The organism is Pseudomonas putida (genome assembly GCF_028682475.1).
In the GTDB taxonomy this organism is placed as follows: Bacteria; Pseudomonadota; Gammaproteobacteria; order Pseudomonadales; family Pseudomonadaceae; genus Aquipseudomonas; species Aquipseudomonas putida_AG.
Map to the genome: position 1 here is coordinate 82,078 of NZ_JANHLE010000011.1, position 19,788 is coordinate 101,865.

The 19,788-nt window shown below is 61.5% G+C and carries 15 protein-coding genes; 8 read left to right on the top strand and 7 right to left on the bottom strand.

Annotation, left to right across the window (positions count from 1 at the left end; all coding sequences use genetic code 11):
- Window positions 1–23: 23 nt before the first annotated feature.
- Complete coding sequence (locus tag NPS47_RS11680; protein ID WP_274295111.1) at window positions 24–488, top strand: DUF3859 domain-containing protein; 465 nt, start codon at window positions 24–26, stop codon at window positions 486–488.
- Window positions 489–626: 138 nt separating this feature from the next.
- A complete protein-coding gene (locus tag NPS47_RS11685; RefSeq protein ID WP_274295112.1) occupies window positions 627–2,252 on the top strand; it encodes a methyl-accepting chemotaxis protein in 1,626 nt (541 codons plus the stop codon).
- A 171-nt stretch (window positions 2,253–2,423) separates the two neighbouring features.
- Here the strand turns inward: NPS47_RS11685 and fabB are convergent, their stop codons facing one another.
- The 5 genes from fabB to NPS47_RS11710 form a co-directional block, all read right to left on the bottom strand.
- On the bottom strand, window positions 2,424–3,644 hold the full coding sequence (gene fabB / locus NPS47_RS11690) for a beta-ketoacyl-ACP synthase I (RefSeq protein WP_038613087.1): 1,221 nt from the start codon (window positions 3,642–3,644) through the stop codon (window positions 2,424–2,426).
- Between the two features lie 11 nt (window positions 3,645–3,655).
- Complete coding sequence (fabA, locus tag NPS47_RS11695) at window positions 3,656–4,171, bottom strand: 3-hydroxyacyl-[acyl-carrier-protein] dehydratase FabA (protein ID WP_028945338.1); 516 nt, start codon at window positions 4,169–4,171, stop codon at window positions 3,656–3,658.
- A 212-nt stretch (window positions 4,172–4,383) separates the two neighbouring features.
- Window positions 4,384–6,309: an ATP-binding protein gene (locus NPS47_RS11700; protein WP_274295113.1), complete on the bottom strand. Its 1,926-nt coding sequence runs from the start codon at window positions 6,307–6,309 to the stop codon at window positions 4,384–4,386.
- Window positions 6,306–7,199, bottom strand: a complete 894-nt coding sequence (locus NPS47_RS11705; protein WP_425313501.1) for an ABC transporter substrate-binding protein — start codon at window positions 7,197–7,199, stop codon at window positions 6,306–6,308. Before NPS47_RS11705 ends, NPS47_RS11700 begins: the two co-directional genes overlap by 4 nt.
- On the bottom strand, window positions 7,199–9,310 hold the full coding sequence (locus NPS47_RS11710) for a TonB-dependent receptor plug domain-containing protein (RefSeq protein WP_274295114.1): 2,112 nt from the start codon (window positions 9,308–9,310) through the stop codon (window positions 7,199–7,201). Before NPS47_RS11710 ends, NPS47_RS11705 begins: the two co-directional genes overlap by 1 nt.
- A gap of 171 nt (window positions 9,311–9,481) precedes the next feature.
- Here NPS47_RS11710 and NPS47_RS11715 point away from each other — a divergent pair, with 171 nt between their 5' ends.
- Genes NPS47_RS11715 through sixA form a run of 3 tightly spaced genes read left to right on the top strand, consistent with a single transcriptional unit; the run spans window position 9,482 to window position 11,319 of the window.
- Entirely contained in the window at window positions 9,482–10,507 is a 1,026-nt protein-coding gene (locus NPS47_RS11715) for an NAD(P)H-dependent glycerol-3-phosphate dehydrogenase (protein ID WP_274295115.1), read from the top strand.
- A gap of 15 nt (window positions 10,508–10,522) precedes the next feature.
- Window positions 10,523–10,870 carry a DUF4389 domain-containing protein gene (locus NPS47_RS11720; protein ID WP_274295116.1) on the top strand — a complete coding sequence of 116 codons (348 nt, stop codon included), beginning with the start codon at window positions 10,523–10,525 and terminating at the stop codon, window positions 10,868–10,870.
- Window positions 10,867–11,319: a phosphohistidine phosphatase SixA gene (gene sixA, locus NPS47_RS11725; RefSeq protein WP_274295117.1), complete on the top strand. Its 453-nt coding sequence runs from the start codon at window positions 10,867–10,869 to the stop codon at window positions 11,317–11,319. Before NPS47_RS11720 ends, sixA begins: the two co-directional genes overlap by 4 nt.
- A gap of 26 nt (window positions 11,320–11,345) precedes the next feature.
- Here the strand turns inward: sixA and NPS47_RS11730 are convergent, their stop codons facing one another.
- Window positions 11,346–14,435 (bottom strand): RHS repeat-associated core domain-containing protein, encoded by a 3,090-nt coding sequence (locus NPS47_RS11730; RefSeq protein ID WP_274295118.1) that lies wholly within the window; start codon window positions 14,433–14,435, stop codon window positions 11,346–11,348.
- 34 nt (window positions 14,436–14,469) lie between these two features.
- On the bottom strand, window positions 14,470–17,400 hold the full coding sequence (locus tag NPS47_RS11735; RefSeq protein ID WP_274295119.1) for an RHS repeat-associated core domain-containing protein: 2,931 nt from the start codon (window positions 17,398–17,400) through the stop codon (window positions 14,470–14,472).
- A 200-nt stretch (window positions 17,401–17,600) separates the two neighbouring features.
- Between NPS47_RS11735 and NPS47_RS11740 the strand changes: the two genes are divergently transcribed.
- The 3 genes from NPS47_RS11740 (at window position 17,601) to NPS47_RS11750 (ending at window position 19,686) form a co-directional block, all read left to right on the top strand.
- Window positions 17,601–17,948, top strand: a complete 348-nt coding sequence (locus NPS47_RS11740) for a hypothetical protein (protein WP_274295120.1) — start codon at window positions 17,601–17,603, stop codon at window positions 17,946–17,948.
- Window positions 17,949–18,040: 92 nt separating this feature from the next.
- Window positions 18,041–18,835 (top strand): alpha/beta fold hydrolase, encoded by a 795-nt coding sequence (locus tag NPS47_RS11745; protein WP_274295121.1) that lies wholly within the window; start codon window positions 18,041–18,043, stop codon window positions 18,833–18,835.
- Window positions 18,832–19,686, top strand: a complete 855-nt coding sequence (locus tag NPS47_RS11750; RefSeq protein ID WP_274295122.1) for an alpha/beta hydrolase — start codon at window positions 18,832–18,834, stop codon at window positions 19,684–19,686. Before NPS47_RS11745 ends, NPS47_RS11750 begins: the two co-directional genes overlap by 4 nt.
- The last annotated feature ends 102 nt before the right edge of the window (window positions 19,687–19,788 follow it).

Genomic DNA, 19,788 nt, shown 5'->3' on the forward strand with positions numbered 1-19,788 from the left:
CATCAATCCTGATGGAGTGCAGCATGTTTTCCAGTCGTTTCAGTGCAGTGTGCGGGCTTTTGCTGGTCAGTGGCCTGGCCAGTGCCGAGGTCCGGGTCGAAGGGCCGATTGAATATGGTCTGTTTGAAACCCGTCACCAGAACTTTCAGCCTGGTGAGCGGGTGCTGACCCAGAGCAACCAGACGATCCAGTCCACCGACCAGATCCCGGCGCGTCTGGGCAGCAAGTTTGGCATGCGCTACCGCCTGGAAGGCAAAGTGGCAGACGACACGCCGCTGACCCTGTTGTACCTCACCCCGGGTGTGCGCACGCCCGATGGCAAGCGCCATGACAAGTTCGAAGTGGTGCAGAAGCTAGTGCCTGGAGCGGCCCAGGATGTCATGGCCTACGAGTTCACTGAGAACCACGAAGTGGTGCCGGGGCAGTGGCATTTCATGGTCTTCCAGGGTGACCGCCTGCTCGCCGAGCAGCGTTTTACCGTGCGCTGAGCAGATTGTGCCTGCCGTCGCGATGAGCAGGCATTTTGATATCATGTTTTCGTCTATGGCAAATCTTCCACGGCCCGATATCGTCTAGAGCAAGGGACGGCTGCATTGTTGTGCAGCGCTTTTGGAGGGAGCCGGAAGATGAGCTTGAGAAGCATGAATATCGCGCCCAGGGCGGGCCTGGGCTTCGGCCTGGTGGCTTTGCTGGTGCTTGCCTTGGGGATTTTTGCCCTGATGCAGATGACCAGCATGCGCCAGCAATCCGAGCAGGTTGACACTAACTGGTTGCCCAGCGTCGTCGCGGTTGGGCAAATGACTCAGGACACGTTGCGCATTCGCGCCCTGACCCTGCGCTTGCTGATCAATCGTGACCCGCAGTCGCTGCAGCAGAACAAAGCGCGCATCGAGGATATCAAGGCCGGCCTGAGCAAGGCGCAACAGCAGTATCAGGCGCTGATTGTCCTGCCTGAAGAGCAGTCGCTGTTCGATCGCTATTTGAAGATCGAGCAACAGTACATGGGGTTGCAGGCTCAAGTGACCCAGCTGTCGCTGCAGGGGCAGGTCGATACCGCAACTGCCGTGGTCAACGGCGAAATGAACCAGCTGGCCGATCAGCTCACCGCCACGCTCAATGAGCTGGTTGCGCTCAATAACCTCCACGCCAACAAGGCTACCGACCTGGCCGAAGCCGTGTATCGAAATGCCCGGGTCTGGGTGGTCGCGCTTTTGCTCGGCGCTTTGGTGATGACGGTGATCCTGGCGCTGACCCTGACCCGCAGTATCGTTCGTCCGTTGGCCCAGTCACTGCAGGTGGCCGAGATAGTGGCCACCGGCGACCTGACCCCGCAGATTGCCGTGCAGGGTGCCGATGAGCCGGCGCGGCTGTTGGCGGCGCTCAAGCAGATGCAGCAAAGCTTGCGCGAGACAATCGGGAGCATTTCCGATTCCTCCAGCCAGTTGGCATCGGCCTCCGAGGAACTCAGCGCGGTGACCGAAGATGCCACGCGCGGTTTGATGCAGCAGAATCAGGAGATCGAGCAGGCGGCTACGGCGGTCAATCAGATGACCACGGCGGTGGAGGAGGTGGCGAGCAATGCGGTGGCCACCTCCGAAGCATCGCGTGAATCAGACCGCATTGCCCGTCAGGGTCGGGAGCAGGTGCGTCTGACTGTGGTTTCGATCGAGTCGTTGGCGGCAGGCGTGTCCTCCAATGCCGAGGCGGTTGGGCAACTGGCGCAACAGGTGCACGGCATTACCAAAGTGCTGGACGTGATCGGTGCCATTGCCGAACAGACCAACCTGCTGGCGCTCAATGCCGCGATCGAAGCGGCCCGGGCCGGGGATGCCGGGCGTGGTTTTGCCGTGGTGGCGGATGAGGTGCGGGCATTGGCGCATCGCACGCAACAGTCGACCCGGGAAATCGAGCAGATGATTCACGGTATCCAGCAGGGTACCGAGCGCGCTGTGGAGGGTATGCAGCAAAGCAACGACCGCGCCCAAAGCACCCTGCAAGGGGCACATGCCGCCGGCGCGGCGCTGGAAGAAATTGCCGCGGCGATCAGTCTGATCAACGAGCGCAACCTGGTGATCGCCAGCGCGTCCGAGCAGCAGGCCCAGGTGGCTCGGGAGGTGGATCGCAACCTGACCAACATCCGTGATCTGGCGATGCAGACTTCAGCGGGGGCCAATCAGACCAATGCGGCCAGTCAGGCGTTGTCGCAGTTGGCGATTGATTTGAATGGTCTGGTGGGGCGGTTCTCAGTGTGAAGTGGCATCCCCCGGGTGGGAGCAACTGTCCTTGTGGGAGCGGGCTTGCCCCGCGATTGCATTTTGTCAGTCACATCGCTTCGCGGGGCAAGCCCGCTCCCACATGCCCCGCGCTACATAAACAAAAACGCCCCGACGAGTCGGGGCGTTTTCAGTGTAAGAGGCTAGCCCTTACTTGCCTTCCCAGCGCTTGAGCACCAGGGTGGCGTTGGTGCCGCCGAAACCGAAGCTGTTGCTCATCACGGTGTCGATCTTGGCGTTTTCGCGGGTTTCACGCAGAACCGGCAGGTCAGCCACTTCCGGATCCAGCTCGTCGATGTTGGCGGAACCGGCAATGAAGTTGCCTTCCATCATCAGCATGCAGTAGATCGCTTCATGAACGCCGGCGGCGCCCAGGGAGTGACCGGACAGGCTCTTGGTCGAGCTGATGGCCGGAGCCTTGTCGCCGAACACTTCACGTACACCCTTCATTTCGGCAACATCGCCAACCGGCGTCGAAGTGCCGTGGGTGTTCAGGTAGTCGATCGGGGTGTCGACGGTGGACAGCGCCTGCTGCATGCAGCGGATGGCGCCTTCGCCGCTTGGGGCAACCATGTCGTAGCCATCGGAGGTCGCGCCGTAGCCGACGATCTCGGCGTAGATTTTCGCGCCGCGGGCCAGAGCGTGTTCCAGCTCTTCGACTACAACCATGCCGCCACCACCGGCGATGACGAAACCGTCACGGTCGGCGTCGTAGGCGCGGGAGGCCTTTTCCGGGGTGTCGTTACGCTTGCTGGACAGCGCGCCCATGGCGTCGAACAGGAACGACTGGCTCCAATGCTCTTCTTCACCGCCACCGGCGAAGACGATGTCCTGCTTGCCCATCTGGATCTGTTCCATCGCGGTGCCGATGCAGTGCGCACTGGTGGCACAAGCGGAGGCGATGGAGTAGTTCAGGCCCTTGATCTTGAACGGGGTGGCCAGGCACGCCGAAACGGTGCTGCTCATGGTCCGGGTGACGCGGTACGGGCCAACGCGCTTGACGCCTTTTTCGCGCAGGATGTCCAGCGCTTCCATCTGGTTCAGGGTCGAGGCGCCGCCGGAGCCGGCGATCAGGCCGGTGCGCGGATTGGAAACTTGCTCTTCGGTCAGGCCCGAATCCTTGATCGCGTCGGCCATGGCCAGGTAGGCGTAGGCGGCAGCGTGACCAACGAAACGGAAGATCTTGCGGTCGATCAGTTCTTCGAGGTTGAGGTCGATGGAGCCGGAAACCTGGCTACGCAGACCCATTTCGGCATATTCCGGGTTGAATCGGATGCCAGGGCGGCTTGCACGCAGGTTGGCGGAGACGGTCTCTTTGTCATTGCCCAGGCACGAAACGATGCCCAGACCAGTGATAACGACGCGGCGCATGCGGATAACCCTTAGAAGTTGTCAGTGGAGGTGAATACGCCGACCCGAAGGCCTTCGGCGGTGTAGATCTCACGGCCGTCGACGCTGACCGAGCCATCGGCGATGGCCATGTTCAGCTTGCCCTTGAGGACGCGCTTGATATGAATGTTGTACGTGACTTTCTGGGCGGTCGGCAGGACCTGGCCGAAGAATTTCACTTCGCCCGAACCCAGGGCACGGCCACGGCCCGGCAGGCCTTGCCAGCCGAGGAAGAAGCCAACCAGCTGCCACATGGCGTCCAGGCCCAGGCAGCCCGGCATCACCGGATCACCTTCGAAATGGCAGGCGAAGAACCACAGGTCCGGATTGATATCCAGCTCGGCGACCAATTCACCTTTGCCGTACTTGCCGCCTTCCTGACTGATGTGGGTGATACGATCCACCATCAGCATGTTCGGGGCGGGCAGTTGCGCGTTACCTGGGCCGAACAGCTCACCGCGACTGCAGCGCAGCAGGTCTTCCCGAGTAAAGGCGTTTTGTTTGGTCATGCGAGCTCCTCAATAATCCCCGTGCGGCAGGGGGGCAAATCTTCCCGGCCGACCCAAAACGCTTGTGCTTGGGGCGGCAGCCTACACATAGACTATTGCGTTGTAGTGAAAGTCACAGCGCACGGGGCAAAGAAGTACACTTGTGCACTGAAATTTTATTTTCAGGCCTAAACGGCGGCCTGTCCAGTCCATAAGACTGCCGCAATTTCAGATTAATCGCCAGTCGCAGCTGACTGATCGGGCAGCCAACGCTGCAGAATCTGCTGCAGATCAGTCCGTTTGAACGGCTTGGCCAGGTAATCGTTCATACCGGCGCTCAGGCAGCGTTCGCGATCACCCTGCAAGGCGTTGGCGGTCAGGGCGATGATCGGCATGGCGGCCGCCTGGGGCAGCTGACGGATGCGCCGGGTGGCTTCATAGCCATCGATGATCGGCAAGCGGCAATCCATCAGGGTGGCGGCAAAGCGCTGACGGGCAACCTGCGACACCGCCTGGGCACCGTCTACAGCAATGTGCACTTCGAATCCGAGGCTGCGCAGCATGGCCTCGATCACCGTCTGGTTCACCGGGTTGTCCTCCACCAGCAGGATCCGCCGGCCCAGGCCTGCGTCATCACGGCCGCTGTTCTGGCTGGGTAAGCACGGTGCTGGCTGCATGGGCAGCGCCAGGGGCATCTCCAGGGTAAAGGTCGAGCCCTGACCTTGACGGCTCTCGCCACGCAAGGTGCCACCCATGCGTTCAGCCAGCGTGCGCGCGATCGACAGGCCCAGGCCGGTGCCGCCGTAGCGCCGGGAAATCGAGCTGTCGGCTTGCTGGAAGGCGACGAACATGGTTTCCAGGCGCTCGTTGTCGATACCGATGCCGGTGTCATGCACCGCGCAGGCGAACCAGATCAGCTGGCGGTCGAGTACTTGCCAGCGCGGTTCGATGCGCACGCTGCCTTGCTCGGTGAATTTCAGCGCATTGCCGACCAGATTGAGCAGGACCTGGCGAATCCGTGTCGGGTCGCCGACCACCTGCAACTGTTGCATGCCGGGTGGTAACAGCAACTGCAGGTTCAAGCCGCGCTGGGCGGCCAGGTGCTGGAAGGACTGCACACAGCTGCCGATCAGCTCGCCGAGGTTGAAATCGATATGTTCCAGTTCCAGGTGGGTGCGCTCGATCCGCGAGAAATCGAGAATGTCGTTGATCACCTTGAGCAGGTGCCCGGTCGATTCACTGGCCACGGCAGTGTATTCGGCCTGCTCCTCGCTCAAGGTGGTGGTTTCCAGTAACTGCAACATGCCCAGTACGCCGTTCATGGGGGTGCGCAGTTCATGGCTCATCATGGCCAGGAAGTCGGATTTGGCCCGGTTCGCCTGTTCGGCTTCTTCACGGGCCTGGATCAGTTGCGACATGGCCTGCTGTTGCTCATGGCTGGCCTGGGCCAACGCGCGGGCCAGGTTATTGATGTGACGGGCGAGGTGGCCGAGTTCACTGTCATCGACCACCGGCAAGGGGGCATTGAAGTCGCCTTGCTGGATGGCTTTGACCGCATGGCCCATGTCGCTGATCGGTTTGGCCAGGCTCAGGGCCAGGCGGCGGGCCAGCAGGAAGGTGAAGAGCAGGGCGAACAAGGCCAGGATCCCGGCCTTGATCACGATTTCCTGCTGGCGCTCGCTGAACGCGTCATTGGACATACCGACAATGACCCGGCCCAGGTAGTCATCATCGATATGTTTCAACGGTTGCCTGCCGTTGTGCAGGAAATCGTTGTCCAGGCGGATCTGCTGCAGGCGGATCGGCGCCTGGAACACCTCGACCTGTTGGGCGCGGTTGTCGTGTTCATCCGGTTGTTCGACATACACCAGAATATGGTTGCTGCTGTCCTGTACTTCGAGAAAGCGCACATGAGGGATGCTCAAGGTGGCGCGCATCAGGCTTTCCAGGACTTCGTCGTTACCGGCGATCACGCCGTACTCGGACGCTGGCGCCAGCTGGTTGGCGATCAGCTGGCCGGTGTGGTTGAGCTCCTGGCGCAGGTCCTGGATACGCACGAAGGTAAAGAAGCTGATCAACAGCAGCGTCAGCAACAGGGCCGGGCCCAGGCTGATGATCTGTGTGCGGGTATGAATGTCCCAGCTCAGACGACGCCTCATGGTCTGCGTTCTCCTTCGGCCAGCGCCAGTGCGGCGCCTTCGGGATCGATGGTGCCGATACCCAGGGCGCGGGCGACCTGCTGGTTGCCGACGACTCTGAAATGTTCGGGATACAGGGCGCGTGGCCACTTGCCGGGTGCCTGATCGAGCAAGCGGTCAAGCACCGCCAGCCAGTCGTCCTGATTGCTCAAAGTGCTGGCCAGGGCTCCGGCGCGGACAAAGCCCGCGTTGGGGCCGATCAAGGCCATTTGCCGCCCGTAGCTGCTGAGCAGCAGGTTCTTCGCGGTCTTGGAGTTGTACAACTGCAGATCGTCGATACCCAGCAATACATCACTGCTTTGCAGCAGGGTTTGCAGTGGACGATTGTCGCGCAGGTCCGGCCAGGGTTCGGCGACTATTTCAAGGCCCATGGGCTTCGCGGCGCGGCGCGCTTCTTCGACCAGGAAACGGCTGTGTTCGGCGTACAGCACGCCGATTCGCCGGGCCTCGGGCAGCAGGTAACGGGTCAGGCGCAGTTGACGGTCCAGTGGCGGATCGCTCCACAGCAGGCTCAGGTAAGCCGGACGCAGCTTGCCCAGGCGCTGTTCAGCCTGGACCCGGCTGACCCGCATGGCCAGTGCTGGCGGTCCTGCCGTTTCACTCAAGCGCCATTCCAGGCCGCTGCTGTCGAGCAGGATCAGGCGGATGGCCGGATTCAGCCGGGACGGGCGGGCAAGTTCGGTGACGGGGACGAAGTGAATGTTGTCGGCGGGGCGGCGCTCGCGCAGGGCCTGAACGAAATGCTCGACACCGGGGCTGTCCTGGCTGCCGGTGAGGAGGATTTCACTGGCCCAGAGCATTCCCGCCGGCCACAGACAGACCAGCAGCAGCCAGCACCGCAGCATGCGCATCAGAATTCCAGCTCCGCACTGAAGTACACCACATGGCGGCTGTCGTAGCGGTTGTCGGCAAAGGTCGTGGGCTCGTCGTCCAGGCGCTGCTGCACGACACCCGCCAGTTCAAGCTGCGTGCGCTGCCAGCGCAGCTGCTTGGCCACGCGCAGGTCGACACGCTCGAAGCGGTACTGGTTCAGTTCATCGTCGCCATAGTAGAACAGCGCGCTGGACCAGCCTTGCCCCCAGTCGCGCAGCCAGCCGGCCGAGCCGCTGTTGTGCGCGCTCAGGCGGCGATCGGCGGGGTTGCTGGCCCAGGCGTCGACATGGGCGTAGGTCAAGCGCCAGCGATCGGCGGGAGTCAGGCGCCAGTCCAGCTGCGCTTCACTGCCGCTGAAGCGGGCTTTGTTGCTGTTGCTGGCGATGTATTGGTTGTTGCGCAGCGGCTCGCTGATCATGCCGGTGATTTCGTCGTAGAACAGCTTGAGGTCAACGCTGAGGTCGGCGTCGGCGAAGTAACCGTTATAGCCCAGTTCCCGCGAGCGCATCCGCTCCTGTTCCAGGTCGCCCGGTCCGCGGGTCCTGACGAAGTACTGGGCACTGTTCTGGCCGAAAGCGCCCGGGCGCAAGTTGTTGACCCGATAACTCCAGTTGACGTTGTTTTCGAACATGTCCGGCGAGCGTACCGCTTCGGAGTACACCGCGCGCAATCCGTGGCGCGGGGTGATCAGGTAGTTCACGGCCAGGCGTGGTGTCAGCGAACTGCCGGAAAGCCGGGCGTCTTCATACATCGCCCCGCCCTGAACAATCCAGTGGTCGTCGGCGCGCCATTCCAGGTGACCGAACAGGCGCCAGGTGCTGTCGTTCAGGCTGCCATTGAAGAAGGTCTGCGAATCGGCGCGGTCGTAGCGATAGTTGGCACCACTGACCAGGCGCAGGCTGTCGGACAGGCTGAGGGTGTCCTGCAGTTCCAGGTCGTAGCGGGTTTCCCGGGTGCTCTGGTCGATATCGCCGCAGACCTGGCTTGAGCCGCCATTACGCCATTGCTGCTGCACCTGACGGCCCAGCAATTGTTCTTCGGCGCTACCCCTGGGGACTGGCGAGCGAATGTTGCGCGCCACTTGTTCCGCGTAGTTAGGATTGAGCTGCCATAGGTGAGTCAGTTCCGGGCTGAACGACAAGGCTGCATCACACGCACGCCAGACCTGCTGGCGATCCCAGTGCTGGGCTGAACCTTGCAGGTAAAGGCTGTGCTCGGGGTTCAAGTCAAGATTCCAGCGCACCGAGCCGGCGTAATCCTTGGCCTTGGCGTCGGAATTGTTGCCACTGGCGGTGACGCCGTAGAACACCGGCTTGTAGGTGTAAGGGCGCTGGTTGCTGCCTTCTTTGGCAGCGAACTGCCAATCCAGGCTCTGGTTGCTTGCCAGGCTGTGGCTGACGCTCAGGTTGAGGCGGTTGAGCCGGCGGCTGTCGCGGTAATCCTGGCCGTTGCGGGTTTGATCAAAGCCGTCATCCTGCATGCCGGACAGTGACAGACGCAGGTCGCCGCCGTCCCAACCGCTACCCTGGCTGGCATACCAGTCACTGATACCGCGTTGGCCGCGGGTCACTTTCAGCCGCGTACCCTGGCTGTCGGCCGGTTTGCGGGTCAGGATGTTGACCACGGCCATCAGGGCGTTGGCGCCGTAGCTGACGGTGTTGGGGCCGCGAAAGACTTCGATGCGCTCGATGTCCTCCATGGCCAGGGGAATGTCGCTCCAGTCCACCGTGGCCAGCCCTGCGCGGTACACCGAGCGGCCATCGATCAACACCTGCATGCGCCGGGCATCGTTGGCGTTACTGCCGTGGTAGTTGACGGAGGGCTGGTTGCCCGCGCCGTAGCCGATCATCATCCCCGGCACCAGGCGTAGTACTTCGGGGATGTCACGGGCGCCGCTGGCGCGGATCAATGCGCTGTCGAGCACGGTCATGCTGCCCGGCACGGCCGCCGGTGACTGTTTGAGCCGGGTGGCGGTGAGCACTTGGGGCAGGGCCTGGCTGTCGACGAACAGATCGTCAGCCAGTGCGGTGCCGCCGAAAAAGGCAGTCAACAGCAGGAGGGGGCGTGAAGCCGGGGGGCCAAATGACACGGTGCGGCCTTGGTAGCGAATTCAAACCGGGCATGTTAACCGAGTGGCCAGCATTTTTCAGTGCTGTATGGCGCGATATCGACGTCAATTCATACAACTGGCGCTGGCTCTGGGACGGGCGCTCCGTATAATGCGGGAGTCGCCACTTTAATTGGTTTTAACGGATCGGATATGACTGAACAGCAGCCTGTTGCAGTGCTTGGAGGCGGGAGTTTCGGCACCGCCGTGGCGAATCTGCTGGCGGAAAACGGCATCGGCGTACGCCAATGGATGCGCGACCCCGAGCAGGCCGAGGCCATGCGCAACAACCGGGAAAACCCGCGTTACCTCAAAGGGGTGAAAATCCACCCGGGTGTTGATCCGGTCAATGACCTGCTGGCGACCCTGCAGGATTGCGAGCTGATCTTCGTTGCCCTGCCATCCAGCGCCCTGCGCAGTGTGCTGGCGCCCTATGCGCAGCTGTTGAGCGGCAAAATGCTGGTCAGCCTGACCAAGGGCATCGAAGCGCAAAGCTTCAAGTTGATGAGCCAGATTCTCGAAGAAATCGCCCCCGAGGCGCGCATCGGTGTGCTGTCGGGGCCGAACCTGGCCCGTGAAGTGGCCGAGCACGCGCTGACCGCCACCGTGGTTGCCAGTGAAGACGAAGCGCTGTGCCAGCAGGTGCAGGACGTGCTGCACGGTCGCACCTTCCGCGTGTATGCCAGTAGCGACCGTTTTGGTGTCGAGCTGGGCGGGGCGCTGAAGAACGTCTACGCGATCATTGCCGGCATGGCGGTGGCCCTGGGCATGGGCGAGAACACCAAGAGCATGCTGATTACCCGTGCCCTGGCAGAGATGACCCGCTTTGCGGTGAGCCAGGGCGCCAACCCCATGACCTTTCTCGGCCTGGCCGGGGTCGGCGACCTGATTGTTACCTGTTCGTCGCCCAAGAGCCGCAATTACCAGGTCGGTCACGCCCTGGGCCAGGGCTTGAGCCTGGAAGAGGCGGTCAACCGTCTGGGCGAGGTCGCCGAAGGCGTCAATACGCTCAAGGTGCTCAAGGTCAAGGCCCAGGAGGTGCAGGTATACATGCCGTTGGTAGCGGGCTTGCATGCGATTCTGTTCGAAGGCCGGACCTTGAACCAGGTGATCGAGCTGCTGATGCGCGCCGAGCCGAAAACCGATGTCGACTTTATCTCCACCAGCGGTTTCAACTGAGTACAGGAGCAAGACATGAACGAATCCCCGAACCAGTCGCAGCGCGAGTCAATCATTCTGCGCGTGTTGTGGATGCTGGTATTTCTGGTGGTCTGGCAATTGGCCGAGCTGTTGCTGGGCGGCCTGGTGCTGGTTCAGCTGGTCTACCGCCTGATCTATGGCGCGCCGAGTGCCAGCCTGATGAACTTCGGCGACAGCCTCAGCCAGTTTCTGGCGCAGATTGGCCGCTTCGGCAGCTTCCACAGCGACCAGAAGCCCTGGCCGTTCGCCGACTGGCCAGCGCCGCGCGCCCCGGAAGGTGAGACTGCCCATAGCGTACCGCCAGCGCCGCATCCGGTACGTGACGAGGAGCCCAAGCTGTGAAGCTCTGGGTGTTGCGTCATGGTGAAGCTGAGCCTCGCGCCAATAGCGATGCCGAGCGCCGGCTGACCGCGCATGGTCGAGAGCAGGTACTGCGCAGCGCCGCAGTGCTGCTCGGCCAGCCGTTGCGGGCGATCATCGCCAGCCCTTATGTGCGCGCCCAGCAAACCGCCGGGTTGGTGCATGAGGCGCTGGGGTTTGATGAGCCGGTGCAGACAGTCACCTGGCTGACCCCGGACACCGATCCCCAGGAGGTGATTGCCGAGCTGGACAAGCTGGGCCTGGAGCAGGTGCTGCTGGTCAGTCATCAACCGCTGGTGAGTTGTCTGGTCGGCATGCTGGAACAGGGGCACCGGCAGGGGCCTTCGATGTCCACGGCGAGCCTGGCGGAGCTTGAAGGTGACTGGCCGCTGGCCGGGCTGATGACGTTGCAGCACGTGTTCCATCCTTAGGGTGGTTTTGTCGTCAACATAGTTGCTCATCGTTGACTTCGCCGAAATCGCGCTGTTGTTATCTGTGGTGCTTCTGATTCGGAGCTTGGCAGTGTATTTGCCAGGGCCCTGTCGCCTGGGTTGCGCATGCTGCCAGGGTCTATGTTGCTGCTAGCGCTTTGCCCGCCAACTCGTGCGACGACAAAAGTGCGCATATTTGTTAGAGCGCCGAGTGCCGCCCTCAAAGGAACGCCGATCGCATCAGGCAGAAGCCTTGTCGCCTGGCGAGCGCCCGCTACCACCGCACTGGTGGTGATTCGGCCGACCATTGCGTTTAAAAACTCCCGCCCAGAATTGGTTGCTGATTCTCGTGACAGCGATATATTCAGACCGGATCCGGGTGCCAGAGCGGCGTTATCAGAACGTGATCTTGAATACGTGCCGGCAGCCGATTCGACGATTTCAACCGCGGTGCCAGTCCCTAGTGCTTGCCAGCGGTCAAGGCCTGCAAAACTCACAGCGGCCCGCGATAATGCGCTGACACCGGTAACTAAGGCCGAAGTGCGAAACTCCGGTCTATTGTCCCAGCTAAAGCGATTGCCGAGGGTTGCGGTAAGTTGCTGGACTGTCTGGTAGACAGCGTTGAGTCCCACGGACCGAACTAAGGTACGTGCGGTGTTGCTGGTCGAGGAATTGCCTTGTTCGTCTTGTTGCGGATAAGCAATGTCGATAAGTGCTGGTGCGGCGCCTAAAGCAAAGGCTGTTGTACCCACGGCTACCGCAACTGTGGTGCTGTTAGCGTTTGGTAAAATGCCTCTTAAACGATCAGTAAACACCCCAGCAGTTGGGTGTGTCAGGAAAGCGGCAGCAGCACCTGCTGCGACGCCTACAGATATCGTGAAAGCAAGATGGGCGGCATCATTGACCAGTATTTGGTCAATCCCGTCATTGATCCCGATGCTTAACAATGCACCCAATAGTAAGGATGGCCCATCTCGCAGGGCTGCGTGGACGGCAGTCGTGGCAACCTCGGTTGCAGTAGCGAGCCCTTGTTGATCGACATTCCCCACAGGATTGCCGTGCACCATCGCATACAGGTTCAAACCATCGGCAACACCCGCCGGGTCCGGGTTGATCCAGCGCTGCAGCCACGGCGCGTAGTAGCGCATCCCGTAGTAATAAAGCCCGGTGGCATCGCGTTCCTGGCCTGAGTAGCGAATCACCTTGTAATTGGCTTGCACCTGGTCATGCCCGGCCCACCAGGCGGTGCCGCCATAGGGGTAGTAGGCTTCCTGGCTGATCAGCCGGGCTTGGGCGTCCAGTTCCAGGCCGCAGGAACGCTGGTGGTCGGCGATGCCATAGCGGTACTGGTCGTTGCTCAAACCGGAGGGCCGGCCGGCTTGCCAATGCAGCAGGCGGACTTCGCCGAGCGGGGTCGAGACGATACTGATGTGCAGTTCTTCACTGCGGGCGCTGTTGTAGCGCCGCTCCAGGCCCGGCAAGTAGTGGACCTCTTCGGCATGCTCGCCCCGGGTGCTTTGCCAACTGCGTAGTTTGCGCTGGCGTCTGCCGCTGTGGTCGTAACGGTACAGCTCGGTATCGTTAGCGGTATCCCGCGTCACCTGGCTGACCTCAAGTAACTGGTTTTTCACCGACCAGGTCAGCGCCTGGCCTGGCTGCAGGGCCTTGAGGTTGCCATTGCCATCGAAGGCGGCGTTGATGGCCGCCTCGCTGGGCGGCGGCGCATCGTCGTTGTGGTTCAGGCCTCGGTTGCTGGTCGGAGCGTTGGCCTGATGACGAGTGAAGTTTTGAGCACCGACATGGCGCACCGTTGTCAGGTTGCCCGCTTCGTCGTAGCGGTATTCGCGGCTGTAGTTGGCCAGTTGTGTGGGGTCTGGCGGTGACTGAAACCCGGGTAGCTCGGGGCCGGCCAGGTTTTCAGCCGCCTCGAAGCCGGTGGCCTGTATCAGGCGATACAGGCTGTCGTAGGCAAAGGTGCGGCGGGCGCTGATCGTCTGGTTGCGAAAGAAGCGAATCGGCTGGGCGGCGTCCTCTATGGCAACGATGTTACCGAGCGGGTCGCGCTGGTAGTGCAGATCCTGGAGCAGGCTGGCGTCGGGGTGTGCCGTGCGGTGCTGGCGCAACTGGCCGTTTGTGGGGTCGTACACCAGCGTGCTCAACACACCATTACCCAAGCGCTGCTGGACGATCTGGCCATGGGCGTTGTAGCGCAAGTCACTGGCGATCTGCACAGGTTGGGCCTCGGCAGGTGTGAGGCGGATGCTGTGCAACTGACCGCCGCGGGTGTGTGCAAAGGTTTGCCGGTTTTGCTGGGCATCGTTCTGGCTGATCGGCTCGGCCAGGGCGTTGTGGCGGATCGAGGTGACGGCGGCTGGTGTTTCGCGCAGCAAGGCGTCACGCGCCGGGATTTCGAGTGGCCAGTCCGGCAGGGTATTGTGTCGGGTCCAATGGCGGCTGGTGCGTATTGCCGCTCCAGCCATGCTGTAGTCGAGGTAGAGCTCAGTACCGGCATCATCGTCCAGCCGGGCCGGACGCCCGCAACGGTTGATGGCGGCTTCGCCAGCGTTGCCGGGGGCGTAGCTGAAGCGACTGCTGACACGTGCGCTGCCGTCCTTGGCCTGCTCGTGCTGAGCCAGTGGCCGCAGCAAGGCGTCGTACTCCATCCAGGCATGGCTGCCACGGCTGTCCCAACTGTCACTGGCTTGCCCTGACTCGGTGTTGAGGGTCAGGTTCCATCCGCTGTCGACACTCTCGTTCAGCAGCACGGCACCCGACAGGCTGCTCAGAGTTTGCAGGTTGGCAGGGGGTTGCGCTTCGGTTTGGCTCAAGGCAAACAGTCGCGGGTCATACTGGCGCGCTATGCGCTTGTCGGCGCTTGACCAGGAGCGAGTGATTCGCGCCACTGCCGGGTCATTGGCGGACGTGCGTTCATAGACGACGCTACGCAGCGTTTTTCCGCGCGGGTCGTAAACCAGCAGATCAGGGGTGTTGCGGTGAGCGTGTTGGTTGTCCATGGTTGTCTTCGGCTGGGGCTGAAGCAAGCCAGCAAGCTTTCGGACTTGCCTCAAGAGCTTATTGATTCCCGCACAGATGCGATACAAAACCAAGGCATCCAATAGATGCTCGTTACTGAAGCCTTAGCTAAGTGCCTCATTGTGAAGTTCTGGAATGTTTGCCTGGTATAGGTTGGTAGGCGATTCTACGGTTTGTGGTTGTAGCCGCTGGGTTGAGATTCCAATTGCCGGGTTGTAGGGTTTCAAGCCAACTATGGGCGGTAATGCGAAGGTTGATAACAGTGCCGAACATTGTATTGATAACAGCGCGCGGCACTGGGCTCAGCCAGGCGTTCGCGAACTGCCGCAGGTTTTCAACGATTGCAATGACGGCGAATCGGCTAGGAATCGAATTTACAACCGCGCGGGATATGGACCCCTCGGGTTCATTGAGTCGGTACTCGGCGTTCGGACTGCGTGACCTCAGTAGGGTGGTTGTCACCGACTCAAGCACTTCAATCAGTCCACCAGCGCCGAGTAGGCGAACCCCGTCCTCCAAGGGCATACTCAGATATCCGTTGAGAGCTCGTGCTCCAGCACTTAAACCGGTAGTGGTCAAGGCAGGACGCCACTCCGGCAGACCTCTCCAGGCGAAGCGGGCCCCCATTTCAGTGGTTGCCGCTTGGCTCATCTGGTAGGTAAGGTAGCTGAACATTGTACGGATCATATTGTTTGCCGTGTCATTGACTGGCGAGGGAGTACCTTCATCGTCGAGCTGCCGATTGAAGTAACCGGCCGCGGCTGGCGCGGCGCCTAGCAGGAATCCAAGTGCCCCGGCAGCGCGACCACCCCATGTACCTGGTTGGTCCCGTACTGCTTCCATGAAACTTTGTCCCAACGGGGCAAACAGGGCAGCTACGCCCCCGCCGATAGCAACGCCTGCCACGATCGTCGTGCCTATATTGGTAGCCTCATCCTGTGCAAGCGTGCCAAGGAAAGCTCCTACGCCTAGAGAGGCCATGGCAGATAACGAGTTGGCCAGTAGATCTCGTGCGACCCCTTGCCATACCGCGCGCCATGTCTCGTCATTCGTGGCAAGCCCCTGATTGTCGACATTCCCCACAGGATTGCCATGCACCATCGCATACAGGTTCAAACCATCGGCAACACCCGCAGGATCCGGATTGATCCAGCGTTGCAGCCACGGCGCGTAGTAACGCATGCCGTAGTAGTAAAGCCCGGTGGCATCGCGTTCCTGGCCTGAGTAGCGAATCACCTTGTAATTGGCCTGCACCTGGTCATGCCCGGCCCACCAGGCGGTGCCGCCATAGGGGTAGTAGGCTTCCTGGCTGATCAACCGGGCTTGGGCGTCCAGTTCCAGGCCGCAGGAGCGCTGGTGGTCGGCGATGCCATAGCGGTACTGGTCACTGCTCAATTCGGAGGGCCGGCCGGCTGGCCAATGCAGCAGGCGGACTTCGCCGAGCGGGGTGGAGACGATACTGATGTGCAGTTCTTCACTGCGGGCGCTGTTGTAGCGCCGCTCCAGGTCGGGCAGATAGTGGACCTCTTCGACATGCTCGACCCGGGCCGTTCGCCAGCTGCGCAGTTTGCGCTGGCGCCTGCCGCTGTGGTCGTAACGGTACAGCTCGGTATCGTTAGCGGTATCCCGTGTCACCTGGCTGACCTCAAGTAACTGGTTTTTCACCGACCAGGTCAGCGCCTGGCCTGGCTGCAGGGCCTTGAGGTTGCCATTGCCATCGAAGGCGGCGTTGATGGTCGCCTCGCAGGGTGGCGGTGCATCGGCGTCGTGGTTCAGGCCGCGATTGCTGGTCCGGGTATTGACCTGATGGCGAGTGAAATTGCGGGCTCCGACATGGCGCACCGTTGTCAGGTTGCCCGCGCCGTCGTAGCGGTAATGACGGCTGTAGTTGGCCAGTTGGGTGGGATCTGGCGGTGACTGAAACCCGGGTAGCTCGGGGCCGGCCAGGTTTTCAGCCGCCTCGAAGCCGGTGGCCTGTATCAGGCGATACAGGCTGTCGTAGGCAAAGGTGCGGCGGGCGCTGATCGTCTGGTTGCGAAAGAAGCGAATCGGCTGGGCGGCGTCCTCTATGGCAACGATGTTACCGAGCGGGTCGCGCTGGTAGTGCAGATCCTGGAGCAGGCTGGCGTCGGGGTGTGCCGTGCGGTGCTGGCGCAACTGGCCGTTTGTGGGGTCGTACACCAGCGTGCTCAACACACCATTACCCAAGCGCTGCTGGACGATCTGGCCATGGGCGTTGTAGCGCAAGTCACTGGCGATCTGCACAGGTTGGGCCTCGGCAGGTGTGAGGCGGATGCTGTGCAACTGACCGCCGCGGGTGTGTGCAAAGGTTTGCCGGTTTTGCTGGGCATCGTTCTGGCTGATCGGCTCGGCCAGGGCGTTGTGGCGGATCGAGGTGACGGCGGCTGGTGTTTCGCGCAGCAAGGCGTCACGCGCCGGGATTTCGAGTGGCCAGTCCGGCAGGGTATTGTGTCGGGTCCAATGGCGGCTGGTGCGTATTGCCGCTCCAGCCATGCTGTAGTCGAGGTAGAGCTCAGTACCGGCATCATCGTCCAGCCGGGCCGGACGCCCGCAACGGTTGATGGCGGCTTCGCCAGCGTTGCCGGGGGCGTAGCTGAAGCGACTGCTGACACGTGCGCTGCCGTCCTTGGCCTGCTCGTGCTGAGCCAGTGGCCGCAGCAAGGCGTCGTACTCCATCCAGGCATGGCTGCCACGGCTGTCCCAACTGTCACTGGCTTGCCCTGACTCGGTGTTGAGGGTCAGGTTCCATCCGCTGTCGACACTCTCGTTCAGCAGCACGGCACCCGACAGGCTGCTCAGAGTTTGCAGGTTGGCAGGGGGTTGCGCTTCGGTTTGGCTCAAGGCAAACAGTCGCGGGTCATACTGGCGCGCTATGCGCTTGTCGGCGTTGAACCAAGAGCGGGTGACTCGCGCCACTGCCGGGAGATTGGTGGACGTGCGTTCATAGCCGACAGTGCGTAGGGAGCGGCCGTCAGGGCCGCATACTGCGACTGTCGGGGTGTGGCTGAACACGGTGTCGTCGCCCATCGCTGTTGCCCTGCGTGAAAGCAAATCCTTGTCAAAATGACGATGTCTGCGGCAATTGTGCAATGCTCACGGCGTATTTTGCGTAGAAACCCGGCGTCTGGTAACTGGTAAAAATGCCAGGTATTTATCAGTTGTCGATTCTCGGCCAGCTTGTTAGCGTTCGCCAAATTCAAGGGCAAGGTGGCCCAGGGGATCAAGCAATGAGCAGTAAGTATCCGCAATTGGTATATTCGGCAGACCTGGGGCCGACATTGGCCAAGGTACAAGATGACCAGGTTCTGGACTTTGCCGAGTATCGCCTGCTCCAGGCCAGTGCTGACGCCAAGCTGGACTACTTGTTGTGCAAATTCGAAGGCCAGTACGAGCTGGGACAGCTGCGCCAGGCCAGCATTCGTATGGCTCATCTGTTGCAAAGCAGTTGCCTGGCCTTGCGTCAGCTCGATCTCGCCCCTGAAGACAAACGCCGCGCCCGTGAAGCCCTGGAGCAGCAACTGGCGTCTATGCAGGCATGCCTGCGCCGCTCCATGGCCAGTTTTGGCGAGTATTGACCTGATTGCCCTTGGCGATGGCTTTTCCGGACATTGCCGGTTGCTAACTGCTTGCAGACAATGGGCTATCAATTTCCTACGGACAGGCGGCCATGTCGCAGCAAATTTTCTTCGCCCATGCCAACGGCTTTCCTTCAGGAACCTATGGCAAGCTGTTTGCCGCGCTTGCACCTGACTACCGGGTGTTTCACCTGCCACAACACGCTCATGACCCGCGGTTTCCAGTTGATGCCAACTGGCAGAACCTGGTCGATGAGCTGATTCATCACCTGCAGCAACAGCCCGAACCGGTCTGGGGTGTTGGGCACTCGCTTGGCGGTGTGCTGCACCTGCATGCGGCGTTACGCTGCCCGCAGTATTACCGGGGTGTGGTCATGCTCGACTCACCGGTGTTGACCCGGGTTGATCAGTGGCTGTTGCAGGCAGCCAAGCGCATGGGCTTCATCGACCGCATTACCCCGGCCGGACGTACTTTGGGACGTCGTGAAGCATTCGCTGACCGTGACAGTGCCAGGGCCTATTTCGCCAGTAAATCGCTGTTTCGCCATTTCGATCCGGAGTGTCTCGACGCTTACCTGGAGCACGGTCTGCAAGCGACCGATGAAGGTTTGCGTCTGCGCTTCGATCCGGCCACCGAAATCAGCATATACCGCAATATCCCGCATACCCGTCCGGCACCGGCCAAGCGCCTGGAGCTGCCGCTGGCGATGGTGCGGGGCAGCAGCAGCCGGATCGTCCGGCATCATCACGCCCTGGCGGTACGCAGCTTGCCCCGGGGTGAGTACCACAGCTTGCCAGGGGGACACATGTTTCCGCTGGAGCGGCCTACGGACACCGCGAGCTTGATCAAAGGCTTGTTTGATCGCTGGCAGCAGGAGCCTGTATGAGCACGAATATGCAAGAGATTCGCCTGAACCTCGGGCATATCGAACTGGCCGGGCACCTGTTCGGCCCGGCGGACGGCTTGCCGGTGATTGCCTTGCATGGCTGGCTGGACAATGCCAACAGCTTTGCCCGGTTGGCACCGAAATTAAACGGGCTGCGCATCCTTGCTTTGGACCTGGCCGGCCATGGTCACTCCGACCATCGTCCGGCGGGTGCGGGCTATGCCCTGTGGGACTACGCCCATGATGTACTGCGGGCCGCCGAACAAATGGGCTGGGAGCGTTTTGCCCTGATCGGCCACTCGCTGGGTGCAATTATTTCCGTGGTGCTGGCTGGATCGCTGCCTGAGCGCATTACCCGTCTGGCCCTGATCGACGGCGTGATCCCGCCCATCAGTGGCCCCCAGGATGCTGCCGAGCGCATGGGCATGGCGTTACAGGCGCAACTGCGCCTGGACAGCAAGCGCAAGGCCGTGCATCCGACCCTTGATCAAGCGATCCAGGCGCGTATGAAGGGCCTGGTCGCGGTTAGCCGTGAAGCCGCCGAACTGCTTGCACAGCGCGGGTTGATGCCGGTACCGGGTGGTTACAGCTGGCGCAGCGACAGCCGCTTGACCCTGCCATCGCCTACGCGCTTGAGTGAAGCTCAGGCCTTGAGCTTCGTTCAGCGTGTCGCCTGTCCGGCTACGCTGGTAGTGGCTGCCGATGGCATGCTGGCCCGCCACAACGAGCTGCTTAAGCAGCTACCCTTTGCCCAAGCGGTGTTGCCGGGCGGGCATCATTTGCACGTAAATGACGAAGAGGGTGCAACCCTTGTTGCAGACTGTTTCAATCGCTTCTTTGGCATTTCTTGACTTGCGGCGGTCAACTGTCGAGGCTTGGCGGGTTGAACAGGGAGACAACCATGAACGAGCAAGACAACGTCACATCCTGTGGCTACCTTGACGCCCCGTGCT